The sequence below is a fragment of the Nocardia sp. JMUB6875 genome, from assembly GCF_041154655.1.
Taxonomy (GTDB): domain Bacteria; phylum Actinomycetota; class Actinomycetes; order Mycobacteriales; family Mycobacteriaceae; genus Nocardia.
This window is the reverse complement of record NZ_BAAFGR010000177.1, coordinates 1-14,831: the sequence shown is the minus strand read 5'-3', so window position 1 is coordinate 14,831 and position 14,831 is coordinate 1. Positions and strand designations below refer to the sequence as shown.

At 66.8% G+C, this 14,831-nt stretch carries 21 protein-coding genes; 12 read left to right on the top strand and 9 right to left on the bottom strand.

Annotated elements, in window-relative coordinates; genetic code table 11:
- The first annotated feature begins 306 nt into the window (after positions 1-306).
- The 3 genes from ACAM49_RS32850 to ACAM49_RS32840 are packed head-to-tail and all read left to right on the top strand — an operon-like array spanning position 307 to position 1,680.
- Positions 307-732 (top strand): roadblock/LC7 domain-containing protein, encoded by a 426-nt coding sequence (locus ACAM49_RS32850; RefSeq protein WP_040808376.1) that lies wholly within the window; start codon positions 307-309, stop codon positions 730-732.
- On the top strand, positions 732-1,106 hold the full coding sequence (locus ACAM49_RS32845; RefSeq protein ID WP_369639440.1) for a DUF742 domain-containing protein: 375 nt from the start codon (positions 732-734) through the stop codon (positions 1,104-1,106). Before ACAM49_RS32850 ends, ACAM49_RS32845 begins: the two co-directional genes overlap by 1 nt.
- Positions 1,087-1,680, top strand: coding sequence for an ATP/GTP-binding protein (locus ACAM49_RS32840; RefSeq protein ID WP_369639439.1), 594 nt, complete (start codon positions 1,087-1,089; stop codon positions 1,678-1,680). Before ACAM49_RS32845 ends, ACAM49_RS32840 begins: the two co-directional genes overlap by 20 nt.
- A 74-nt stretch (positions 1,681-1,754) precedes the next feature.
- Here ACAM49_RS32840 and ACAM49_RS32835 read toward each other — a convergent pair whose 3' ends face one another.
- From ACAM49_RS32835 to mtnA, 4 genes are read right to left on the bottom strand one after another with little or no spacing between them, the layout of a single operon-like run.
- Positions 1,755-2,111, bottom strand: coding sequence for an immunity 51 family protein (locus ACAM49_RS32835; protein ID WP_369639438.1), 357 nt, complete (start codon positions 2,109-2,111; stop codon positions 1,755-1,757).
- A 41-nt stretch (positions 2,112-2,152) separates the two neighbouring features.
- Complete coding sequence (gene mtnC, locus ACAM49_RS32830; RefSeq protein WP_369639437.1) at positions 2,153-2,836, bottom strand: acireductone synthase; 684 nt, start codon at positions 2,834-2,836, stop codon at positions 2,153-2,155.
- Positions 2,833-3,411 carry an acireductone dioxygenase gene (locus ACAM49_RS32825; protein ID WP_369639436.1) on the bottom strand — a complete coding sequence of 193 codons (579 nt, stop codon included), beginning with the start codon at positions 3,409-3,411 and terminating at the stop codon, positions 2,833-2,835. Before ACAM49_RS32825 ends, mtnC begins: the two co-directional genes overlap by 4 nt.
- Before the next feature lie 23 nt (positions 3,412-3,434).
- Positions 3,435-5,093, bottom strand: a complete 1,659-nt coding sequence (mtnA, locus tag ACAM49_RS32820) for an S-methyl-5-thioribose-1-phosphate isomerase (RefSeq protein ID WP_369639435.1) — start codon at positions 5,091-5,093, stop codon at positions 3,435-3,437.
- Between the two features lie 213 nt (positions 5,094-5,306).
- Between mtnA and ACAM49_RS32815 the strand changes: the two genes are divergently transcribed.
- Positions 5,307-5,588, top strand: a complete 282-nt coding sequence (locus ACAM49_RS32815; protein WP_157514068.1) for a hypothetical protein — start codon at positions 5,307-5,309, stop codon at positions 5,586-5,588.
- A complete protein-coding gene (locus ACAM49_RS32810) occupies positions 5,585-6,001 on the top strand; it encodes a hypothetical protein (protein WP_040808369.1) in 417 nt (138 codons plus the stop codon). Before ACAM49_RS32815 ends, ACAM49_RS32810 begins: the two co-directional genes overlap by 4 nt.
- A 25-nt stretch (positions 6,002-6,026) precedes the next feature.
- On the opposite strand, the gene ACAM49_RS32805 is transcribed toward ACAM49_RS32810, so the two are convergent.
- On the bottom strand, positions 6,027-7,271 hold the full coding sequence (locus ACAM49_RS32805; RefSeq protein ID WP_369639434.1) for a KasA/KasB family beta-ketoacyl-ACP synthase: 1,245 nt from the start codon (positions 7,269-7,271) through the stop codon (positions 6,027-6,029).
- A gap of 39 nt (positions 7,272-7,310) precedes the next feature.
- Here ACAM49_RS32805 and ACAM49_RS32800 point away from each other — a divergent pair, with 39 nt between their 5' ends.
- Positions 7,311-7,880: a TetR/AcrR family transcriptional regulator gene (locus tag ACAM49_RS32800; RefSeq protein WP_369639433.1), complete on the top strand. Its 570-nt coding sequence runs from the start codon at positions 7,311-7,313 to the stop codon at positions 7,878-7,880.
- On the opposite strand, the gene ACAM49_RS32795 is transcribed toward ACAM49_RS32800, so the two are convergent.
- The 3 genes from ACAM49_RS32795 to ACAM49_RS32785 all read right to left on the bottom strand — a co-directional run bounded on the left by ACAM49_RS32795 (position 7,871) and on the right by ACAM49_RS32785 (position 10,193).
- Positions 7,871-8,308 carry a hypothetical protein gene (locus tag ACAM49_RS32795; RefSeq protein ID WP_369639432.1) on the bottom strand — a complete coding sequence of 146 codons (438 nt, stop codon included), beginning with the start codon at positions 8,306-8,308 and terminating at the stop codon, positions 7,871-7,873. The two genes, ACAM49_RS32800 and ACAM49_RS32795, sit on opposite strands and share 10 nt — an antisense overlap.
- 49 nt (positions 8,309-8,357) lie before the next feature.
- Positions 8,358-8,891: an NUDIX domain-containing protein gene (locus ACAM49_RS32790; RefSeq protein WP_369639431.1), complete on the bottom strand. Its 534-nt coding sequence runs from the start codon at positions 8,889-8,891 to the stop codon at positions 8,358-8,360.
- A 90-nt stretch (positions 8,892-8,981) separates the two neighbouring features.
- The gene (locus tag ACAM49_RS32785) at positions 8,982-10,193 is read right to left on the bottom strand and encodes an MFS transporter (RefSeq protein WP_369639430.1); all 1,212 of its coding nucleotides are present in this window, start codon (positions 10,191-10,193) and stop codon (positions 8,982-8,984) included.
- Between the two features lie 146 nt (positions 10,194-10,339).
- Here ACAM49_RS32785 and ACAM49_RS32780 point away from each other — a divergent pair, with 146 nt between their 5' ends.
- The 6 genes from ACAM49_RS32780 (at position 10,340) to ACAM49_RS32755 (ending at position 14,327) form a co-directional block, all read left to right on the top strand.
- Complete coding sequence (locus tag ACAM49_RS32780; RefSeq protein ID WP_369639429.1) at positions 10,340-10,717, top strand: ArsR/SmtB family transcription factor; 378 nt, start codon at positions 10,340-10,342, stop codon at positions 10,715-10,717.
- Between the two features lie 19 nt (positions 10,718-10,736).
- Positions 10,737-11,144 carry an NUDIX domain-containing protein gene (locus tag ACAM49_RS32775; protein WP_369639428.1) on the top strand — a complete coding sequence of 136 codons (408 nt, stop codon included), beginning with the start codon at positions 10,737-10,739 and terminating at the stop codon, positions 11,142-11,144.
- A gap of 139 nt (positions 11,145-11,283) precedes the next feature.
- Positions 11,284-12,405, top strand: coding sequence for a nitronate monooxygenase (locus tag ACAM49_RS32770; protein ID WP_369639427.1), 1,122 nt, complete (start codon positions 11,284-11,286; stop codon positions 12,403-12,405).
- A 156-nt stretch (positions 12,406-12,561) separates the two neighbouring features.
- Positions 12,562-13,059 carry a hypothetical protein gene (locus ACAM49_RS32765; protein WP_369639426.1) on the top strand — a complete coding sequence of 166 codons (498 nt, stop codon included), beginning with the start codon at positions 12,562-12,564 and terminating at the stop codon, positions 13,057-13,059.
- A gap of 207 nt (positions 13,060-13,266) precedes the next feature.
- Complete coding sequence (locus ACAM49_RS32760) at positions 13,267-14,067, top strand: HNH endonuclease family protein (RefSeq protein ID WP_369639425.1); 801 nt, start codon at positions 13,267-13,269, stop codon at positions 14,065-14,067.
- A gap of 35 nt (positions 14,068-14,102) precedes the next feature.
- Positions 14,103-14,327 (top strand): hypothetical protein, encoded by a 225-nt coding sequence (locus ACAM49_RS32755; RefSeq protein ID WP_369639424.1) that lies wholly within the window; start codon positions 14,103-14,105, stop codon positions 14,325-14,327.
- 3 nt (positions 14,328-14,330) lie between these two features.
- On the opposite strand, the gene ACAM49_RS32750 is transcribed toward ACAM49_RS32755, so the two are convergent.
- A complete protein-coding gene (locus ACAM49_RS32750) occupies positions 14,331-14,783 on the bottom strand; it encodes an SRPBCC family protein (RefSeq protein ID WP_369639423.1) in 453 nt (150 codons plus the stop codon).
- Positions 14,784-14,831: the final 48 nt, after the last annotated feature.

Below are 14,831 nucleotides of genomic sequence, written 5' to 3'. Positions count from 1 at the left end.
AACCCCCTACTCCCCCCGTACCGCCCACGGAAAACGGTTTCCGGGCTCGCGAATTCGGACGTTCCCATTACACTGGCTCCGACGTCCGGCCCGCGCTCCCGCGTAGGCGTCGGCAGGCAAGTCTCGCACCGGAATTGGCGCAGGAGCGCACGACCACCGAGTCGTCCTCCGAGTCCACCCGCACGGCCGAGCAGGCCCGAGACCTTTTCTCCGCCATCGAAAACGGAACCAGGCAGGGCCGCAAGGCCGATCCCGGTTCATTCGGGCCTGAGTCCCAAGCATTCTCGGAACGACAGGAAGGCGACGGTGACCACCTCAAACGCTGGTGATCTCAACTGGCTTCTCGATGATCTGGTCGACCGGCTCGCAGGCGTCCGTCACGCGGTGGTGCACTCCACCGACGGACTGCTGCTGGGCCGCTCCTCCGCCATGAGCCGCGAGGACGCGGAGCACTTCGGTGCCATGTCCTCCACCCTCTACGGGCTGGCGCGCAGCGCCGGAGGCAGATTCGACGGCGGCGGCGTCCGCCAGGCGGTCATCGAGCTCGAGCGCGCGGTGCTGTTCGTGACCGCCGCCGGTAGCCACGCCTGCCTCGCGCTGCAGGCCACCGAACAGGCCAACCTCGGCATGGTCGCCTACGAGATGAACCTGACCGTGCAGCGCGTCGGCAACTACCTGTCCACCACGCCCCGGCAGAACCTGGCCGGACAAGGCAACCCCCGGCTGTCATGATGCCGGGGCCGGGGGAACAGTGGTTCGATGACGCGGCCGGTCCGCTCGTGCGCCCCTACGCACGGACCGGTGGCCGAACCATGGGCGCGGGACACGATCTGGACATGCTCACGGTGGTGGTGGTGCCCAATGCCGCCCCGCCGCTGCGTCGTGTCGAACCGGAATACACGGAAATCGTCCGGTTGTGCCGGCTTCCGCTGTCGGTGGCCGAGGTGTCGGCCGCCCTGCGGCTGCCGCTGGCGGTGACCAAAATCCTGGTGGGGGACCTGATCTCAGACAACATCCTCAACTTCCGGGCCCCGGCCTCCCCCGAGGCGGCACCCGGTGACCTCAACATTCTGCGAGCGGTACTCGATGGCATTCGAAAACTCTGATACCGCCCAGCCCATGGCCGCCTCGGTGAAAATTCTCATCGCGGGCGGCTTCGGCGTGGGCAAGACCACGATGGTGGGGGCGATCAGCGAGATCACCCCGCTGCGCACCGAGGAACTCATTACCGAGTTGTCCGCGGGCGTGGACGATCTGCGCGGCGTGGAGGGCAAGACCACCACCACGGTGGCGCTCGACTTCGGCCGCATCACCATCGACCAGAACCTGGTGCTCTACCTGTTCGGCACGCCCGGGCAGGACCGATTCTGGTTCCTCTGGGACGAACTCGCGCGCGGTGCGCTGGGCGCGGTCGTGCTGGCGGACACCCGCCGCCTCGAAGGCTCCTTCGCCGCAATCGATTTCTTCGAACGCCGCGGGGTCGCCTTCACGGTGGCGGTCAACTGCTTCGAGGGCGCGCCGCTCTACACACCCGCCGAGGTCCGCGAGGCCCTGGACCTCGACGACCGCATCCCGGTGCTGCTCTGCGATGCCCGCGACCGCGGCTCCTGCAAGAACGTGCTCATGACCCTGGTCGAGTACCTGATCGACCGCGCGGCCTCCACCGGCGCGCGGGTCTGATCCGCTTCCGCACCAACGAGAATCGCGTCCACTCGAGTTTCGAGTGGACGCGATTCATGGTTTTCCGGGGCAGGTCAGTCGAACCATTCGGGGTCGCCCGCGGCGATGAGTTTGCGCAGTGCGGACGGATCCTGGAGAGCTGTTTGCAGCAGGGTGCCGAGTCGGCGCAGAGCCTCGGCGTCCTCGCCGTAGGCGACGAACATGCCGGCCTCGGGATCGAAATTGATCCGCTCGGCCAACCCCGACTCCTGCGTCGCCACCGCCGAGCGGGCCACCCCGGCCCACCCGTAACCGCCCCCGTCGTAACCGAATTCGGCGAAGACGGGTTCGGCGCTGAGCATATTGCTGTCGGAGAGCATCAGGCAGTAATGCCCCGGCTTGTGGTCGTACTCGAAGAACACCAGCGGTGCGAAGGTCTCGCGATCGGTCACGGTTCGACCTTAGCGACGACCTCCGACAGCCGCTGGCCCGCTCAGTTCGGTTCGACCTCGGCGAAGTCGCTGATCCAGCGGTGATCACCGCGGGGGCTGTTCGGCTCGCCCGGGCGGGTGACGCCGATGGCCTGCCAGCCCGCCGCCACGGCGGCGTCGACCTCGTCGGGGTGATCGGAGAGGAACAGGATCTGTTCTGCCGGAACGCCGATGGCGCTCGCGATCTTCTCGTAGGAGGAGGCCTCGCGCTTCGGACCGGCGGTGGACAGGTCGAAGTGGCCGCTGATGAGCGGGGAGAGGTCGCTGCCGCGGGCGAAGGCGAACCAATCCTTCTGGTTGCGCACCGAACCCGAGGAGTAGATGTAGAGCTCGAGTCCGGCGTCGCGCCAGGCGCGCAGCACCGGCGGGACGTCGGGGAAGAACTCGCCGTGCAGCGAACCGTTGCGGAAGCCCTCGGCGCAGATGATGCCCTGGGCGGCCTTGAGGGGCTCGGACTTCACGTCGGTGTTCAGCCAGTTGATGAGGATCTGCGCGACCTCGGCGGCATTCGCGTCCGGGCGCTCGGCCTGGGCGCGGGTGGCCTCGAGGATGGGATCGGCCGCGCCGCCCTGGTTTTCGGCCAGCCAGCTCGGGAGCCGGTCGCGGGTGTAGCCGTAGAGCTCCTCCCGCACCGAACTGGTCGGGCTGGTGGTCCCCTCGATATCGAGTACGACCGCCTTGATCATGCCGGGGCCAGCAGTTCGTCGAGGGTCGGGAAGCCGCCGGAGATCTTGTCGCCGGTGAAATCGCCGATCCAGCCGTCCTCTTCCTCGAAGAAGCGCACGGCCACGAACTCGGGGCGGGTGCCCATGTCGAACCAGTGCAGGGTGCCCGCGGGCACCGAAACGAGATCGCCCGCGGTGCAGACGGTCGCGAGGACCTCATCGCCCAGGTGCAGGTAGAAGCAGCCCGCGCCGGCGGCGAAGAAGCGGACCTCGTCCTCGGCGTGACGGTGCTCGTCGAGGAACTTGGTGCGCGCGGCGACGGCCTTGGCGGGCCATTCCGGATCGGCGTCGTCGGGGTGGATGCGGGCCACGTCGATGAACTTGTAGCGGCCGTCGGCGTTCAATTCGTCGATGCGCGACTGGTATTCGGCCAGCAGTTCCTCGGTGGTGGTGGCGGCGCTGAAGCCCTCCAGCAGCGGCCAGCGCTCGAAGGTGATGCCGCGCTTGCCGAGTTCGGCGGCGATCACCGCGTCGTCGGAGGTGCGCAGGATGACATCACTCGCGTCCTTGTCGGACATGATCTGCAACAAAGTCATAGCGGGGGTTCCTTTCTCCGGAACTAATTCTGGCCCACCGGGATCTCACGGTGACCGGTCAAATTGCTCAGTTCGCACATCGCCTCGAGGCATTCGGCTCGATCACGTGCCTGCGCGAGGGTCGCACCCCAGGCGGTGATGCCGTGCCCGGCGATGAACAGCACGGGCGGGGCGTCCGGATGCTCGGTCAGGTACTTCTCGATGTCCGCGCCGATCTGCGGGACGTCGGCGTGATTCGGGAAGACCGGGATGTCGATGACATCCGGGCGAGCCGAACCCAGGCCCTTGATCAGCTCGTAGCCCGCGAAACGGGTTGTGGTGACGCCGGATCCGGCGGTCTTGATCGACACGGCGGTGGCGTGCGGCGGATGCACGTGGACGACCGCGTCGGCGCCGCGGGTGCGGTAGACGGCGGTGTGGATGGTGGTCTCGGCGGACGGCTTGCGGCCGGAGCCGTCGACGGGCTTGGAGTCGACGACCGCGACCGTGACCATATCGGTGGCGGTGAGCTCGCCCTTCGACAGGCCGCTCGCGGTGATCACCGCCGTATCGCCCTGGCGCACAGAGATATTGCCCGCCGTGCCCGGCATCCAGCCGCTGGCGTAGAGGCCGCGCGCGATGTCGGCGATCTCGGCACCGGCGGCGGTGGCATCCGCGGTCGGCTCGGTGGCCGACGTCCGGGCGGCGCTCGGGTCGGTGAGCACGCCGAACTCGGTGACGACCGCGGTGACCAGCTCGGCCGGAGTGACATCGAAGGCCGGGTTGAACGTCCGGGTTCCCTCGGGAGCCGTTGCGACGCCGCCGAATCCGGTCACCTCGGCGGCCGCGCGCTGCTCCACCACAATGTCTGATCCGCGCGCCGTCGAGATATCGCGCGTCGATTCCGGTGCGACCACGATGAACGGAATGCCGTGGTGCTTGGCGGCGATCGCCAGCATGTAGGTGCCGATCTTGTTGGCCACGGCCCCGTCGGCGGTGATCCGATCTGCGCCCACGACAACGGCATCGACGTTTTCGGTGGCCATCGCCCAGGCGGCGGCGGAATCGATGGTGAGCCGATGCGGGATACCGGCTTCGGCCATCTCCCACGCGGTCAGCCGCGCGCCCTGCAGCAGCGGACGGGTCTCGTCCACGATCACCTCGGCGAGCGCGCCGCGCTGATGCAGCACGCGGAGCGCGCCGATGGCGGTCCCCCACGCGGTGGTCGCGAGGCGCCCGGTATTGCAGTGCGTGAGCAGCCGCAGCGGACGCTCACCACACAGCTTTTGAATCAGATCCGCGGCCGCGGTGGCGGCGGCCAGATTCACGCGTCCGTCCTCGGCCAGCATCTCCAGCGCCTCGTCGAGCATGGCCTGCACGCCCTCGGGCAGCTTGGCGAGCGTGCGCTGCACGCCCCAGGCGAGATTCACCGCGGTCGGCCGGGCATCGGCGATGCGCGCGGCCTCGGCCTCGACCCGCGCGGTATCGACCACGCCGTCGGTCGTGGCGGCCAGCGCCGCGATCACCACACCGAACGCGCCGCACACGCCGATCGCGGGCGCGCCCCGCACGGCCAAGGTCTTGATGGCATCGATGACCTCGTCGACCGTCGTGATCCGAAGCTCCCGCACCTCGTGCGGCAGCGCCCGCTGGTCGATGGTGACGAGCACACCGTCGGCCCACGCGATCGAACTCTGATCCATCTAGTTATGTCCTCTTGACTGTGTGATTGCGGCAGCGCCCACGGCCGCGGGCACACTCCACCGTATCGAACCCGGATCGACGCCTGACCGGCAGGTTTCGGATCAATGCAATCCGAATGCGCGGTTTCCGCCCGGAATGCCCGCGGGGACGGTAATGCGGCGCTCGGCGTTGTCAGCTCGCGTCCGGCGCACATACCGGATTACCCTCTCGGTATGGCTCGACAGCGTCGCACCCGGAAGATCACCGTGACGATGCCGGAGGACATAGCGGCCACCCTCGACGACTGGCGCAACTCCGGCCGCATTGCCTCGATCTCGAGTTTCGTCGCCGAATCCGTGAAGGCCCGCGTCGACCGTGCCGAATCCTTGGCGCGGCTCGAGAACGCGCTCGGCGGCCGTCCGCCGCTGGATCTGATCAACCGCGCTCGCGCCGTCCAAGGCTTGCCCCCCTTATCGGATGAGGAGGAGGCCTCCGGCGACCGCGGCGCGGCATGACCCCCGCAGCCGCCCCGACGCTCGGGGGCGTCGTCTTCGACACCGCGGCGTTGACCGCCTGGGCCCATCGCGTCGCCTATGTGCAATCGGTCGTATGGGCCACCGCCGATGCCGGACACACGATCATCGTCCCCGCCACCGCCCTGGCCGCGGCCCGCGCCCTGATTCCGCCGGGCCGCCTGGACATCCTCTCGGTCCTGCTGGACCTGCCGAATACGGTGATCCAGCCGTTGGACCGGCCCGCGAGCGACCACCTCGGCGATACGCTGGCCGACCGGCCCGACGCGGATGCTCTGATTCCCGCCGGGCACGCGACTCTGGAAGCGGTGAGCCGGGATTGGCCCTGCCTCACCGACCGGCCGGACACCCTGCGCAAGCTGGACCCGCGCGTCCAGACCGACAAGTTACCCTGATCGGTTCCGGCGCAACGGCTTTCGTTCAGGCGCGGCCGAGCGCGAGGGTCACATTGTGGCCGCCGAAGCCGAAGGAGTTGCTCAGCGCGTAGCGGAGTTCCTGATAGCGCGGCTTGTCGGCGACGATATCGAGGTCCACATCCGGGTCGGCGGTCTCGAAATTCAAAGTGGGCGGGACGATCTGCTCGCTGAGTGTCCGCAACGTGAGCATGGCCTCCAGTGCGCCGACCGCGCCGATGGAATGGCCGAGCGCCGACTTGGGCGCGTACACCGAGGCTTTCGGGGTGACCGCCATGATCGCTTTCGCCTCGGAGGCGTCGCCGACCGGGGTGCCCGTCGCATGGGCGTTGACGTGGTCGATATCGTCGCCGGTCAATCCCGCTGTCGCCAGCGCCTTGCGCATCGCGCGGGCCGCGCCGTCGCCGTCGGGAGCGGTGCCGGTGATGTGGTAGCCGTCCGAGGTGATGCCCGCCCCGAGGACCCGGCCGAGAATGGTCGCACCCCGTGCTCGTGCGTGCTCCTCGGATTCGAGGACCAGCAGCGCGCCCGCCTCGCCGAAGACGAAGCCGTCGCGGTCCTTGTCGAAAGGCCGTGAGGCGCGCTCGGGTTCGTCATTGCGGGTGCTCATGGCGCGCATCATGGCGAAACTCGCGATCGGCACCGCGTCGATGTGTCCCTCGACGCCACCCGCGACCACCACGTCCGCCTCATCGGTCGTGATGAGCCGCCAGCCGTGTGCGATCGCCTCCGCGCCCGAAGCGCATGCCGAAACCGGTGCGTACACACCGCCTTTCGCGCCGATCTCCAAACCGACCGTGGCGGCCGAGCCATTGGGCATGACCATGGGCACCGTCATCGGCGGAACCTTCCGGTAGCCGCCGGTTTTCATCAGATCCACGGCATTGACCAGCGCCTCGCCGCCGCCGAGTCCGGTGCCGACCGCCACCGCGAGCCGTTCCGCCTCGACCGCGGGCGTCCCGGCCTCTTCCCACGCGCGGCGGGCCAGCGCCAGCGCCAACTGCTGCACGAACGACATCCGCCGCTGTTCGATCCGGGTCAACTGCTCCCCCGGCTGCGCCACCAGCCGCCCGCCGATCCGCACGGGCAGATCGTTCTCGGTGACGAAATCGTCGGTGAGCGTGCCGATTCCGCTGTCCCCCGCGAGCAGCCGCGACCACGTCGACTCGAGATCCGCTCCCAGGCAGGTGGTGGCCGACATCGCGGTCACCACGACACCCCGCCGAGTTTCTGTACCAGTTGTTACACCCATGCCGACATGGATACCTGTAGCACCCGCTACAGTCAACTCGTGCCCCGCCCACTCGACCACGCCCGCCGCGCCCAACTCCTCGAGGGCGTCATCGCCTATATCGCCACATATGGCCTGGCCGAACTCTCCCTCCGCCCGCTGGCGGACTACCTGGGCACGAGCTCCCGAATGCTGATCCACTACTTCGGCACGAAAGAGGCAATGCTGGTCGCCGCCTTGGAAACCCAGCGCCCCGACATCCCCGCCCTCTTCTCCGGCATCGACTCCGCCGATGTCCTCCGAGACCGCCTCTCCACCTCCTTCACCCTCAACACCGCAGGCGAAGCGGCCAACAGCCTCCCGGTCCTCCTCCAGGTCCTCGGCGCCGCCACCGTCCCCGACAGCCCCTTCAAGACCTACGCCACCGAAGCCATCGAAGTCCTCATCACCGCAATGACAACCTCCCTAACCCGAAGCGACCCCACCCGCCCCGACCCCGAAGCCTCCGCGACCCTCCTGATCTCCGGCATGCGCGGCCTCATTCAAGACTGGTGGATCACCGGCGACACCTCACGCATCCAACGCGCCGTGAATCTCCTGGTATCCCAAGCCATCCCCGCTCAGAACTGACCGGCAACAAACCCACTGAACAACACCAGAAACCCGCCGATCTCCCCCACGATCAACGCCCACATGGTCACGTGCGTCCCGAGTTTCTCTGTCTGCCCGTGATATTGGTTGGTCGTATCCCGCTTCCACCCGTGATAGATGTACGCCGCAATCGCCGCGACAAAGAACACCAAAATCACGATATCCGCCGCAAGATTCACCCCGGTCGCCCACGCACTCAACTCGGTGAAAACCGCGAGCAGCAGCGTAGCGAACGAGTAAAGCAACGTAGCCCGATGCGCGATATCCACATACACATGCGCGGTCGCATCCGGAGAAGCGCTGATCTGCAGGTACTTCCACACCCCCAGCGCAAGGGCAAGCACGAACAACAGCCCCGCCGCCACCAACGTCACCCGGGTATCGATCCCCAACACAATCCCCGCCATAACCGCCTCCATGCAGCTCGCCCGTTCAGCCCGCTGACTATAACGTGTTTCACTTCTGCTTGGGGTGGAGAGATGACGCGAGGGTGAGGAGGTCCGGGAGGTGGGGGCCGTCAGTGGCTGCTCGGCGGACGGCCTCGGAGAGGGGGAAGGCCGCGACTTCGAGGATGGTCTCGGCGTCATCGGGATTGGTGGGTGCCGTTGTCAGGATGACGTCGGCGGTACACCAGAGCCAGGCCTTGTTCGGGTGGGGTTGCCAGGGTCGGTAAGGCGTGGGGTGGTCGGTAGTGGCGTAGTGCGCCCCGAATTGATGGATGGGCCCAGCCAATTCGGCCCCGGCCTCCTCGGCAAGCTCTCGGATGACGCAAGATTCGATGGATTCCCCTGCCTCACGGGTTCCACCCGGCAGGATCCAGACATCACGGTCGTCGCGACATAGCACGATGCGCTCACCAACGAAGCAGACAACATGAATGTTCGTAACCAACTCATCCGGCGGAAGCTCGGTAGAAAACTGAACATCAAGCCCACCCCACTCCCACCGAGCCGGCGCATAGAGCCCTGGAAACCGATCCGCAAACGTCATCCCCCGACGCTACCGCCCCCTCAGATCGGTGAGAATGCACTGGTGGACACAAACGTCGAGAAGACTTGTCCACCAGTGCATTCTCATGGGCTAGACGGGGGCTTTTGTGGGGGGATTGCGCCGGATTGTCAGGGTGGTGAAGGCGGACAGGGTTAGGAGGGTGAGGGCGAAGGTTGTTGTGCCTGCGGGGAGGCCGATGGAGTCGCTCAGGTAGCCGACGCTGACCGGGAGTAGGCCCGCGGGGATGTAGCCGCCGATGTTGAAGGCCGCGTTGGCTTCTGCGAGGCGGGTGGTGGGGATCGCTTGGCTCAGTAGGGAGAGGCCGCCGAGTTGTCCTAGGCCCTGGCCCGCCCCGGCGAGTAGGGCCGATGCGATCAGGGCGATCGATGACTGCAGTTGGACCGCGATTATGAGGGTCAGCATGCCCGAGGCGGTCGCGGCAGCGGAGGTGAGCATGATCGTGGGCCGCGGCAGGGAGCGGGCGGCGAATTGGACGGCGGTGGCGGTGGAGAACATGGCGAAGGCCATGGCGCCCGCGATGATTCGGCTGGTGGTGCCGAGGAGGCCCGAGAGCAGGGCGGGGCCGAGGGACAGGACGAACGAGGTCGCGGTGATGCCGGGGGCGAAGACGGCTATGCCCAGCAGGAGTTGACGGACATTCGCGGCGGGAACGCCGGGGATTCGGATCCACGATCCGGTGCCGCGATGGGTCGGGCGGGTCAGTGGCATGCGCAATACGGTGACGAAAGCCGTTGCCAGCAGTGCGATCTCCACGAGGAACACGGTCACCGTGGGCGCGGGCACGATCTCGGACAAGACTCCGGACAGCAGCGGGCCGACCCCGGCGCCGAGCACCATCGCGGTGGAGGCGAAGAGTGCGCCGAGCTGCTTGCGCTCGGGACCCGCGACATCGGTGACGGCGGCCATGCCCGCCGAAACGGCTGCGCCGACCGCGATTCCGGTCAGTAGACGGGCGACCATCAGGGCGATCACATTCGGTGCGGTCGCGAAGATCAGACAGGCGATCGCGGCGAGGACCAGTGCGGGCAGCAGCACCGCCTTGCGGCCCAGTCGGTCCGAGGCGACGCCCGATACCAGCAGGGATCCGAGCAGGCCGACGATGTAGAACGCGAAGACCACGGTCATCGTGCCCTTGGAGAATCCGAAATCCCGCTGCCACAGCACATAGAGCGGTGTCGCCGCGTTCGAGAGCACGAAGACCGCAGTCACCGGCCAGGCGGCGAGCCAGATCCACCAGCTGGGCGCGAGCGCACGCGGCGATTCGGGACTGTTCGATTCCACCACTGACGTCGGACGGGATTGTGTCGCAACCACTTCCAGCACCTCCACTCATAGTTCGAAATAACTCGAACTAGTACGAATGAAGTCGAACATAGCATGCTGTACGATCAAACTCGTACAAGCGCCGACCGTGGAGGAGTTCGCCGATGCCGACCAAAGCGCACCCCGCGCAAACCTTCTCCCTCCCGCCCGAACCGGCCGCCGTACCCGAACCCCTGCCCGAGCCCGCGACCGAGGACTTGCGCCTCGAGGTCGTCATGGGCGCCCTCAGTGACCCGCTGCGGCTGTTCATCGTCCAGAAACTGCTGCTCGAATCCGAGGACTACGACCACCCCTGCGGCTGGTTCGGCATCGACCGCCCGAAATCCTCACTGACGCACCACTTCAAGGCCCTGCGCGAGGCGGGTGTCACGCGGCAGCGCCAGTACGGCCTGGAGCGTCGCAGCCAGGTCCGCATCGACGATCTCGAAGCGCGCTTCCCGGGCCTGCTCGCCCTCGTCGCCGCTTGGCAGCCCGCGAACTGACACCCACTAGGCTGCGCGAATGCGGACGGAGCGGGAGCAGCGGCTGATCGACACGGTGGCGTGGGTGCGAATCGAGGACGGAAAGATCCTGTGCGCCAGGCCGCGCGGCAAGGATGTCTTCTACATCCCGGGCGGCAAACGCGAAGGCGCCGAAACCGATCTGCAGACCCTCGTCCGCGAGATCCGCGAGGAGTTGACGGTCGAGATCGCGCCGGAAACGGTCGCCCACGTCGGCACCTACGAGGCCCTGATCCCCGGCGCGGTCGTCCGCATGGCCTGCTACACCGCCGAATACTCGGGCGCCCTCGCGGTCAGCAGCGAGATCGAGGAGATCGCCTGGTTCACCTTCGCCGACCGGCCGCACGTGCCGCCGGTGGACCAGCTGCTGTTCGACGATCTGGTGGCCGAGGGCCTGCTCGCGCGCTGATCAAAGCCGGAAAACTGGAACATGTACCGGACCTGTACTTGCCGGTAATCATACACAGTCTGGTCACAATGTAGAACATGTTCTAGTGTTGTGGGCACAACGTTTCCAGTGCCGGAAAGTTCAGAGGAGCCCACCACCAATGCGTACCGAGATCTGTGATCGCCTCGGCATCGACGTGCCCATCTTCGCCTTCACCCACTGCCGCGACGTGGCCGCCGCGGTCAGCAATGCGGGTGGTCTGGGTGTGCTCGGAGCGGTCGGGTTCACCGCCGAGCAGCTCGAGGTGGAGCTGCAGTGGCTCGACGAGCATGTGCAGGGCGTCTACGGCGTGGACCTGGTCATCCCGTCCAAGTACGAGGGCAAGGGCGTCGAGGGCCTGAGCCCCGCGGAGCTGGAAGCCCAACTGGCCAAGCTGGTTCCGCAGGGTCACCGCGACTTCGCGGAGAAGATCCTCAACGACCACGGCGTGCCGCACCTGCCGCCGGAGGAGAAGTACAACCAGCTGCTGGGCTGGACCGCCACCACGGTCGCCCCGCAGATCGAGGTGATCCTCCAGCACCCCAAGGCCAAGCTGGTCGCCAATGCGCTGGGCACCCCGCCCGATGACGTGATCAAGCAGATCCAGGACTCCGGCCGCCTGATCGGCGCGCTGTGCGGTTCGGTCAAGCATGCGCTCAACCACAAGAACGCCGGGCTGGACTTCGTGGTCATGCAGGGCACCGAGGGCGGCGGCCACTGCGGTGAGATCGCCTCGATGGTGCTGTGGCCGCAGGTCATCGACGCCATCGGCGACATGCCCGCGCTCGCCGCGGGCGGCATCGGCAACGGCCGCCAGGTCGCCGCCGCCCTTGCCATGGGCGCGGCCGGCGCGTGGACGGGTTCGCTGTGGCTGACGGTCGAGGAGGCCAATGTGCCGCCCGCGCAGATGCAGACCTACATCGACGCCACCAGCTCCGACACCGTGCGCTCGCGTTCGTGGACCGGTAAGCCGTGCCGCATGCTCAAGAACGACTGGACCGAGGCGTGGGAAGCGCCGGAGAACCCGAAGCCGCTGGGCATGCCGCTGCAGATGATGGTCGCCCTCGACGGCGTCAAGCGCGGCCACCGCTACCCGGACCAGGCCAAGGACGTGAACTTCAATCCGGTCGGCCAGGTCGTGGGCATGATGAACAAGATGGAGCGCTCCGCCGATGTGGTGCAGCGGCTCATCAGCGAGTATCTGGAGTCCTGCGAGCGGCTGAACAAGCTCAACAACGCCTGATCCACCGGCGGTCAGGTCGCCTGCTTCGCGGGTGATCACACCGTCTGGATCTCAGCGCAATTCGGCGCGTCGGGTAGGGGCTGCCCGGCGCGCCGACGCGTATCCGGAATCGCCCGGCTACCTGTTCGGACGACCGACCAGCGTTAGTGTGTCGGTATGGGCAAGGTCGAGCGGGTGCTGCGGGCCGCATACTACGCGCTGCTCTCGATCTCGGTTGCCTTCGCGCCCATCGGGGTTCGGGCGCGCGTCGTGCGCCGGGTGTTCCGGGCGCCGTTCGAGCTGCGCGATCCCGGTCCGTGGCGGACCGCCCTGCATTCGGTGCTGGCCTTCGCCATGGCCTTGCTGGCCTGGTTCGCCGCCTTCCTGATGATCATGGCCGCGCTGCGCGGCATCTTCTATCCGCTCATCGCCGCGCACGATTACGAGCATTCCTGGGGCGGACCGACATTGGTGTGCGCGTGGGCGGTGCACTTCATCGGGGGCGCGCTGCCGTTCCCGCTGTGGATTCTGCTCATCGCCGGTTTCGGAAAGCTCGAACAGGCGCTCGCTCAACGGTTGCTGGCCCGCACCGGCCCCTGGTGGTCGCTGCCGCTGGCCGTTCTGCTCTTCGCCGGCGGCGCGGTGTTCTTCATAGCCTGGGTGCATCAGATCTAGCGCGACACGGTCAACGCGCCGACAACGGCGCGGAAATCCCTGTACCGCCATTGTTTTCGATCTTGGCGCAACGGACCATGGAATTGCGGCGAGTATGCCGCGAGTCCGGTTCCGGACGCGAGGGCTCGGCGCGCGGTGTGACACCGGTCTCCGAAACACACGTGCGACTTGCCGTTTCGGGTCGCTGATTGCCAAGGTTTGCGGGATATGTTGCACAAGAAGCCTTCCCCAGCCCTGCGCCGCTTGCTGCAAGCGGTGGTGTCGCTTCTGGTCGTGGTCGCGATCGCCGTCCTGGTCGCCGTCCTCGAAAAGCACGGCGGCAACGACAAACCCGACTCCAGCGGTCCACCGATTCCCGATCGCGGCGGCCAGCCGGTCGGATCGGCCAAGGAGATCACCAGTCTCCTAGGCAAACTCAAGGTGGCCGACGAGCTAGCGATGACCGGCTACTCGCGTGAGCGCTTCCCGCACTGGGACACCGAGAAGCCCGAGCACGGATTCGGTGACGCCTTCGCGCAATACAGCAAGTGCACCACCCGAGAGGTCGTGCTGCTGCGCGACGCGACCGGCCCGGTGAAGCTGGATCCGAGCACCTGCAAATTCACCCTCGGCAAGGACGGCGGCTGGCGCGACCAGTACGGCGTCCCGGACAAGAAGACCAACGGCCTCAAGCCCTACAAGTGGACCACCGATTCCTCGGGCCTCGACATCGACCACATCGTGGCGCTGGCCGAGGCATGGCGCTCGGGCGCCGCGAAATTCGACGACGACACCCGCCGCCATATCGCCAATGACGCGCTGAACCTGGTGATTTCCGATCCCACCGCCAACCGTTCCAAGGGCGATCAGGATCCGTCCAGCTATATCCCGCCCGGAACTTTCCGGTGCGCCTATATCGGGCACTACATCCAGGTGAAAGTAAAGTACGGATTGAACGTCGATGCCAAGGAACAGACCGCACTGCAGTCCGCGGTGCAGGACTGCGTCAGCAAGGGAGAGTTCACATAGTCGCCATCGTCGAAATCCAAAACCACGCAGCCGTCATGACCCGGGAAGAGGGAACGGTTTCCGGGGATCTCGATGTGACGCTGGACTATTCGGGCCACGGCCTGGTGCGCTACCGCGGCACCGCCACCTGGTACACCATCGGCAATCTGGAGGACGAGGAACCGCGCAGCTGGTCGAGCGTGGAGGACCTGGCCACCGCCATCGAGAACGAGAGCGGTGGCCGCGACGCCTTCGGCAACGTGGCGCCGTTCGAGGCGTGAACGCTAGTCGCGCACGGCCTTCAAGGCTTCGGCCCGCGTCTTGACAGCGTTCGTCATGCCCTCGAACCCGGTGGTCAACGCCTTACCGAGCAGACCGGAGACCACCGGGGCCAGCGGCCCGTTGAGCTGAAAATGCGACAGATACCGAGTGCGGCCGTCCGCCAGCGGAGTCAAGACGTGCGACCGCTCGCTACTGAGCAGCCCCAGCGGCGCAGGCTTCATCCGATAGCTGAATTCCTCACCCGGCGTAACGGAATGAATGAACTCCCGCTGCTGCTTAGGCTTCGGCCCCACCAGCCGCACCTTCATATCGATCGGCGCCCCCGGCTCGAGTCTGGTCTCACACTCCAGGCAGAAGGGATTCCACTCCCCGTACTTCTCCACGTCGGTAAGCACCTGCCAAACCAGTTCGGCGGGCGCGTCGATCTCCACGGTTCTGTCGATGACAAAGGCCATGCGAGAACAATACTGAAACAAGTTCCACCCCGCCCCCCGCCCCTAACC

Bases quoted from the DNA above. Each gene is read 5' to 3' on its own strand.
- ACAM49_RS32845 (WP_369639440.1), top strand. From the start codon at position 732: ATGCCGGGGCCGGGGGAACAGTGGTTCGATGACGCGGCCGGTCCGCTC.
- ACAM49_RS32840 (WP_369639439.1), top strand. From the start codon at position 1,087: ATGGCATTCGAAAACTCTGATACCGCCCAGCCCATGGCCGCCTCGGTG.
- mtnC (WP_369639437.1), bottom strand. From the start codon at position 2,836: ATGATCAAGGCGGTCGTACTCGATATCGAGGGGACCACCAGCCCGACC.
- ACAM49_RS32825 (WP_369639436.1), bottom strand. From the start codon at position 3,411: ATGACTTTGTTGCAGATCATGTCCGACAAGGACGCGAGTGATGTCATC.
- mtnA (WP_369639435.1), bottom strand. From the start codon at position 5,093: ATGGATCAGAGTTCGATCGCGTGGGCCGACGGTGTGCTCGTCACCATC.
- ACAM49_RS32815 (WP_157514068.1), top strand. From the start codon at position 5,307: ATGGCTCGACAGCGTCGCACCCGGAAGATCACCGTGACGATGCCGGAG.
- ACAM49_RS32810 (WP_040808369.1), top strand. From the start codon at position 5,585: ATGACCCCCGCAGCCGCCCCGACGCTCGGGGGCGTCGTCTTCGACACC.
- ACAM49_RS32805 (WP_369639434.1), bottom strand. From the start codon at position 7,271: ATGGGTGTAACAACTGGTACAGAAACTCGGCGGGGTGTCGTGGTGACC.
- ACAM49_RS32795 (WP_369639432.1), bottom strand. From the start codon at position 8,308: ATGGCGGGGATTGTGTTGGGGATCGATACCCGGGTGACGTTGGTGGCG.
- ACAM49_RS32790 (WP_369639431.1), bottom strand. From the start codon at position 8,891: ATGACGTTTGCGGATCGGTTTCCAGGGCTCTATGCGCCGGCTCGGTGG.
- ACAM49_RS32780 (WP_369639429.1), top strand. From the start codon at position 10,340: ATGCCGACCAAAGCGCACCCCGCGCAAACCTTCTCCCTCCCGCCCGAA.
- ACAM49_RS32775 (WP_369639428.1), top strand. From the start codon at position 10,737: ATGCGGACGGAGCGGGAGCAGCGGCTGATCGACACGGTGGCGTGGGTG.
- ACAM49_RS32770 (WP_369639427.1), top strand. From the start codon at position 11,284: ATGCGTACCGAGATCTGTGATCGCCTCGGCATCGACGTGCCCATCTTC.
- ACAM49_RS32765 (WP_369639426.1), top strand. From the start codon at position 12,562: ATGGGCAAGGTCGAGCGGGTGCTGCGGGCCGCATACTACGCGCTGCTC.
- ACAM49_RS32760 (WP_369639425.1), top strand. From the start codon at position 13,267: ATGTTGCACAAGAAGCCTTCCCCAGCCCTGCGCCGCTTGCTGCAAGCG.
- ACAM49_RS32755 (WP_369639424.1), top strand. From the start codon at position 14,103: ATGACCCGGGAAGAGGGAACGGTTTCCGGGGATCTCGATGTGACGCTG.
- ACAM49_RS32750 (WP_369639423.1), bottom strand. From the start codon at position 14,783: ATGGCCTTTGTCATCGACAGAACCGTGGAGATCGACGCGCCCGCCGAA.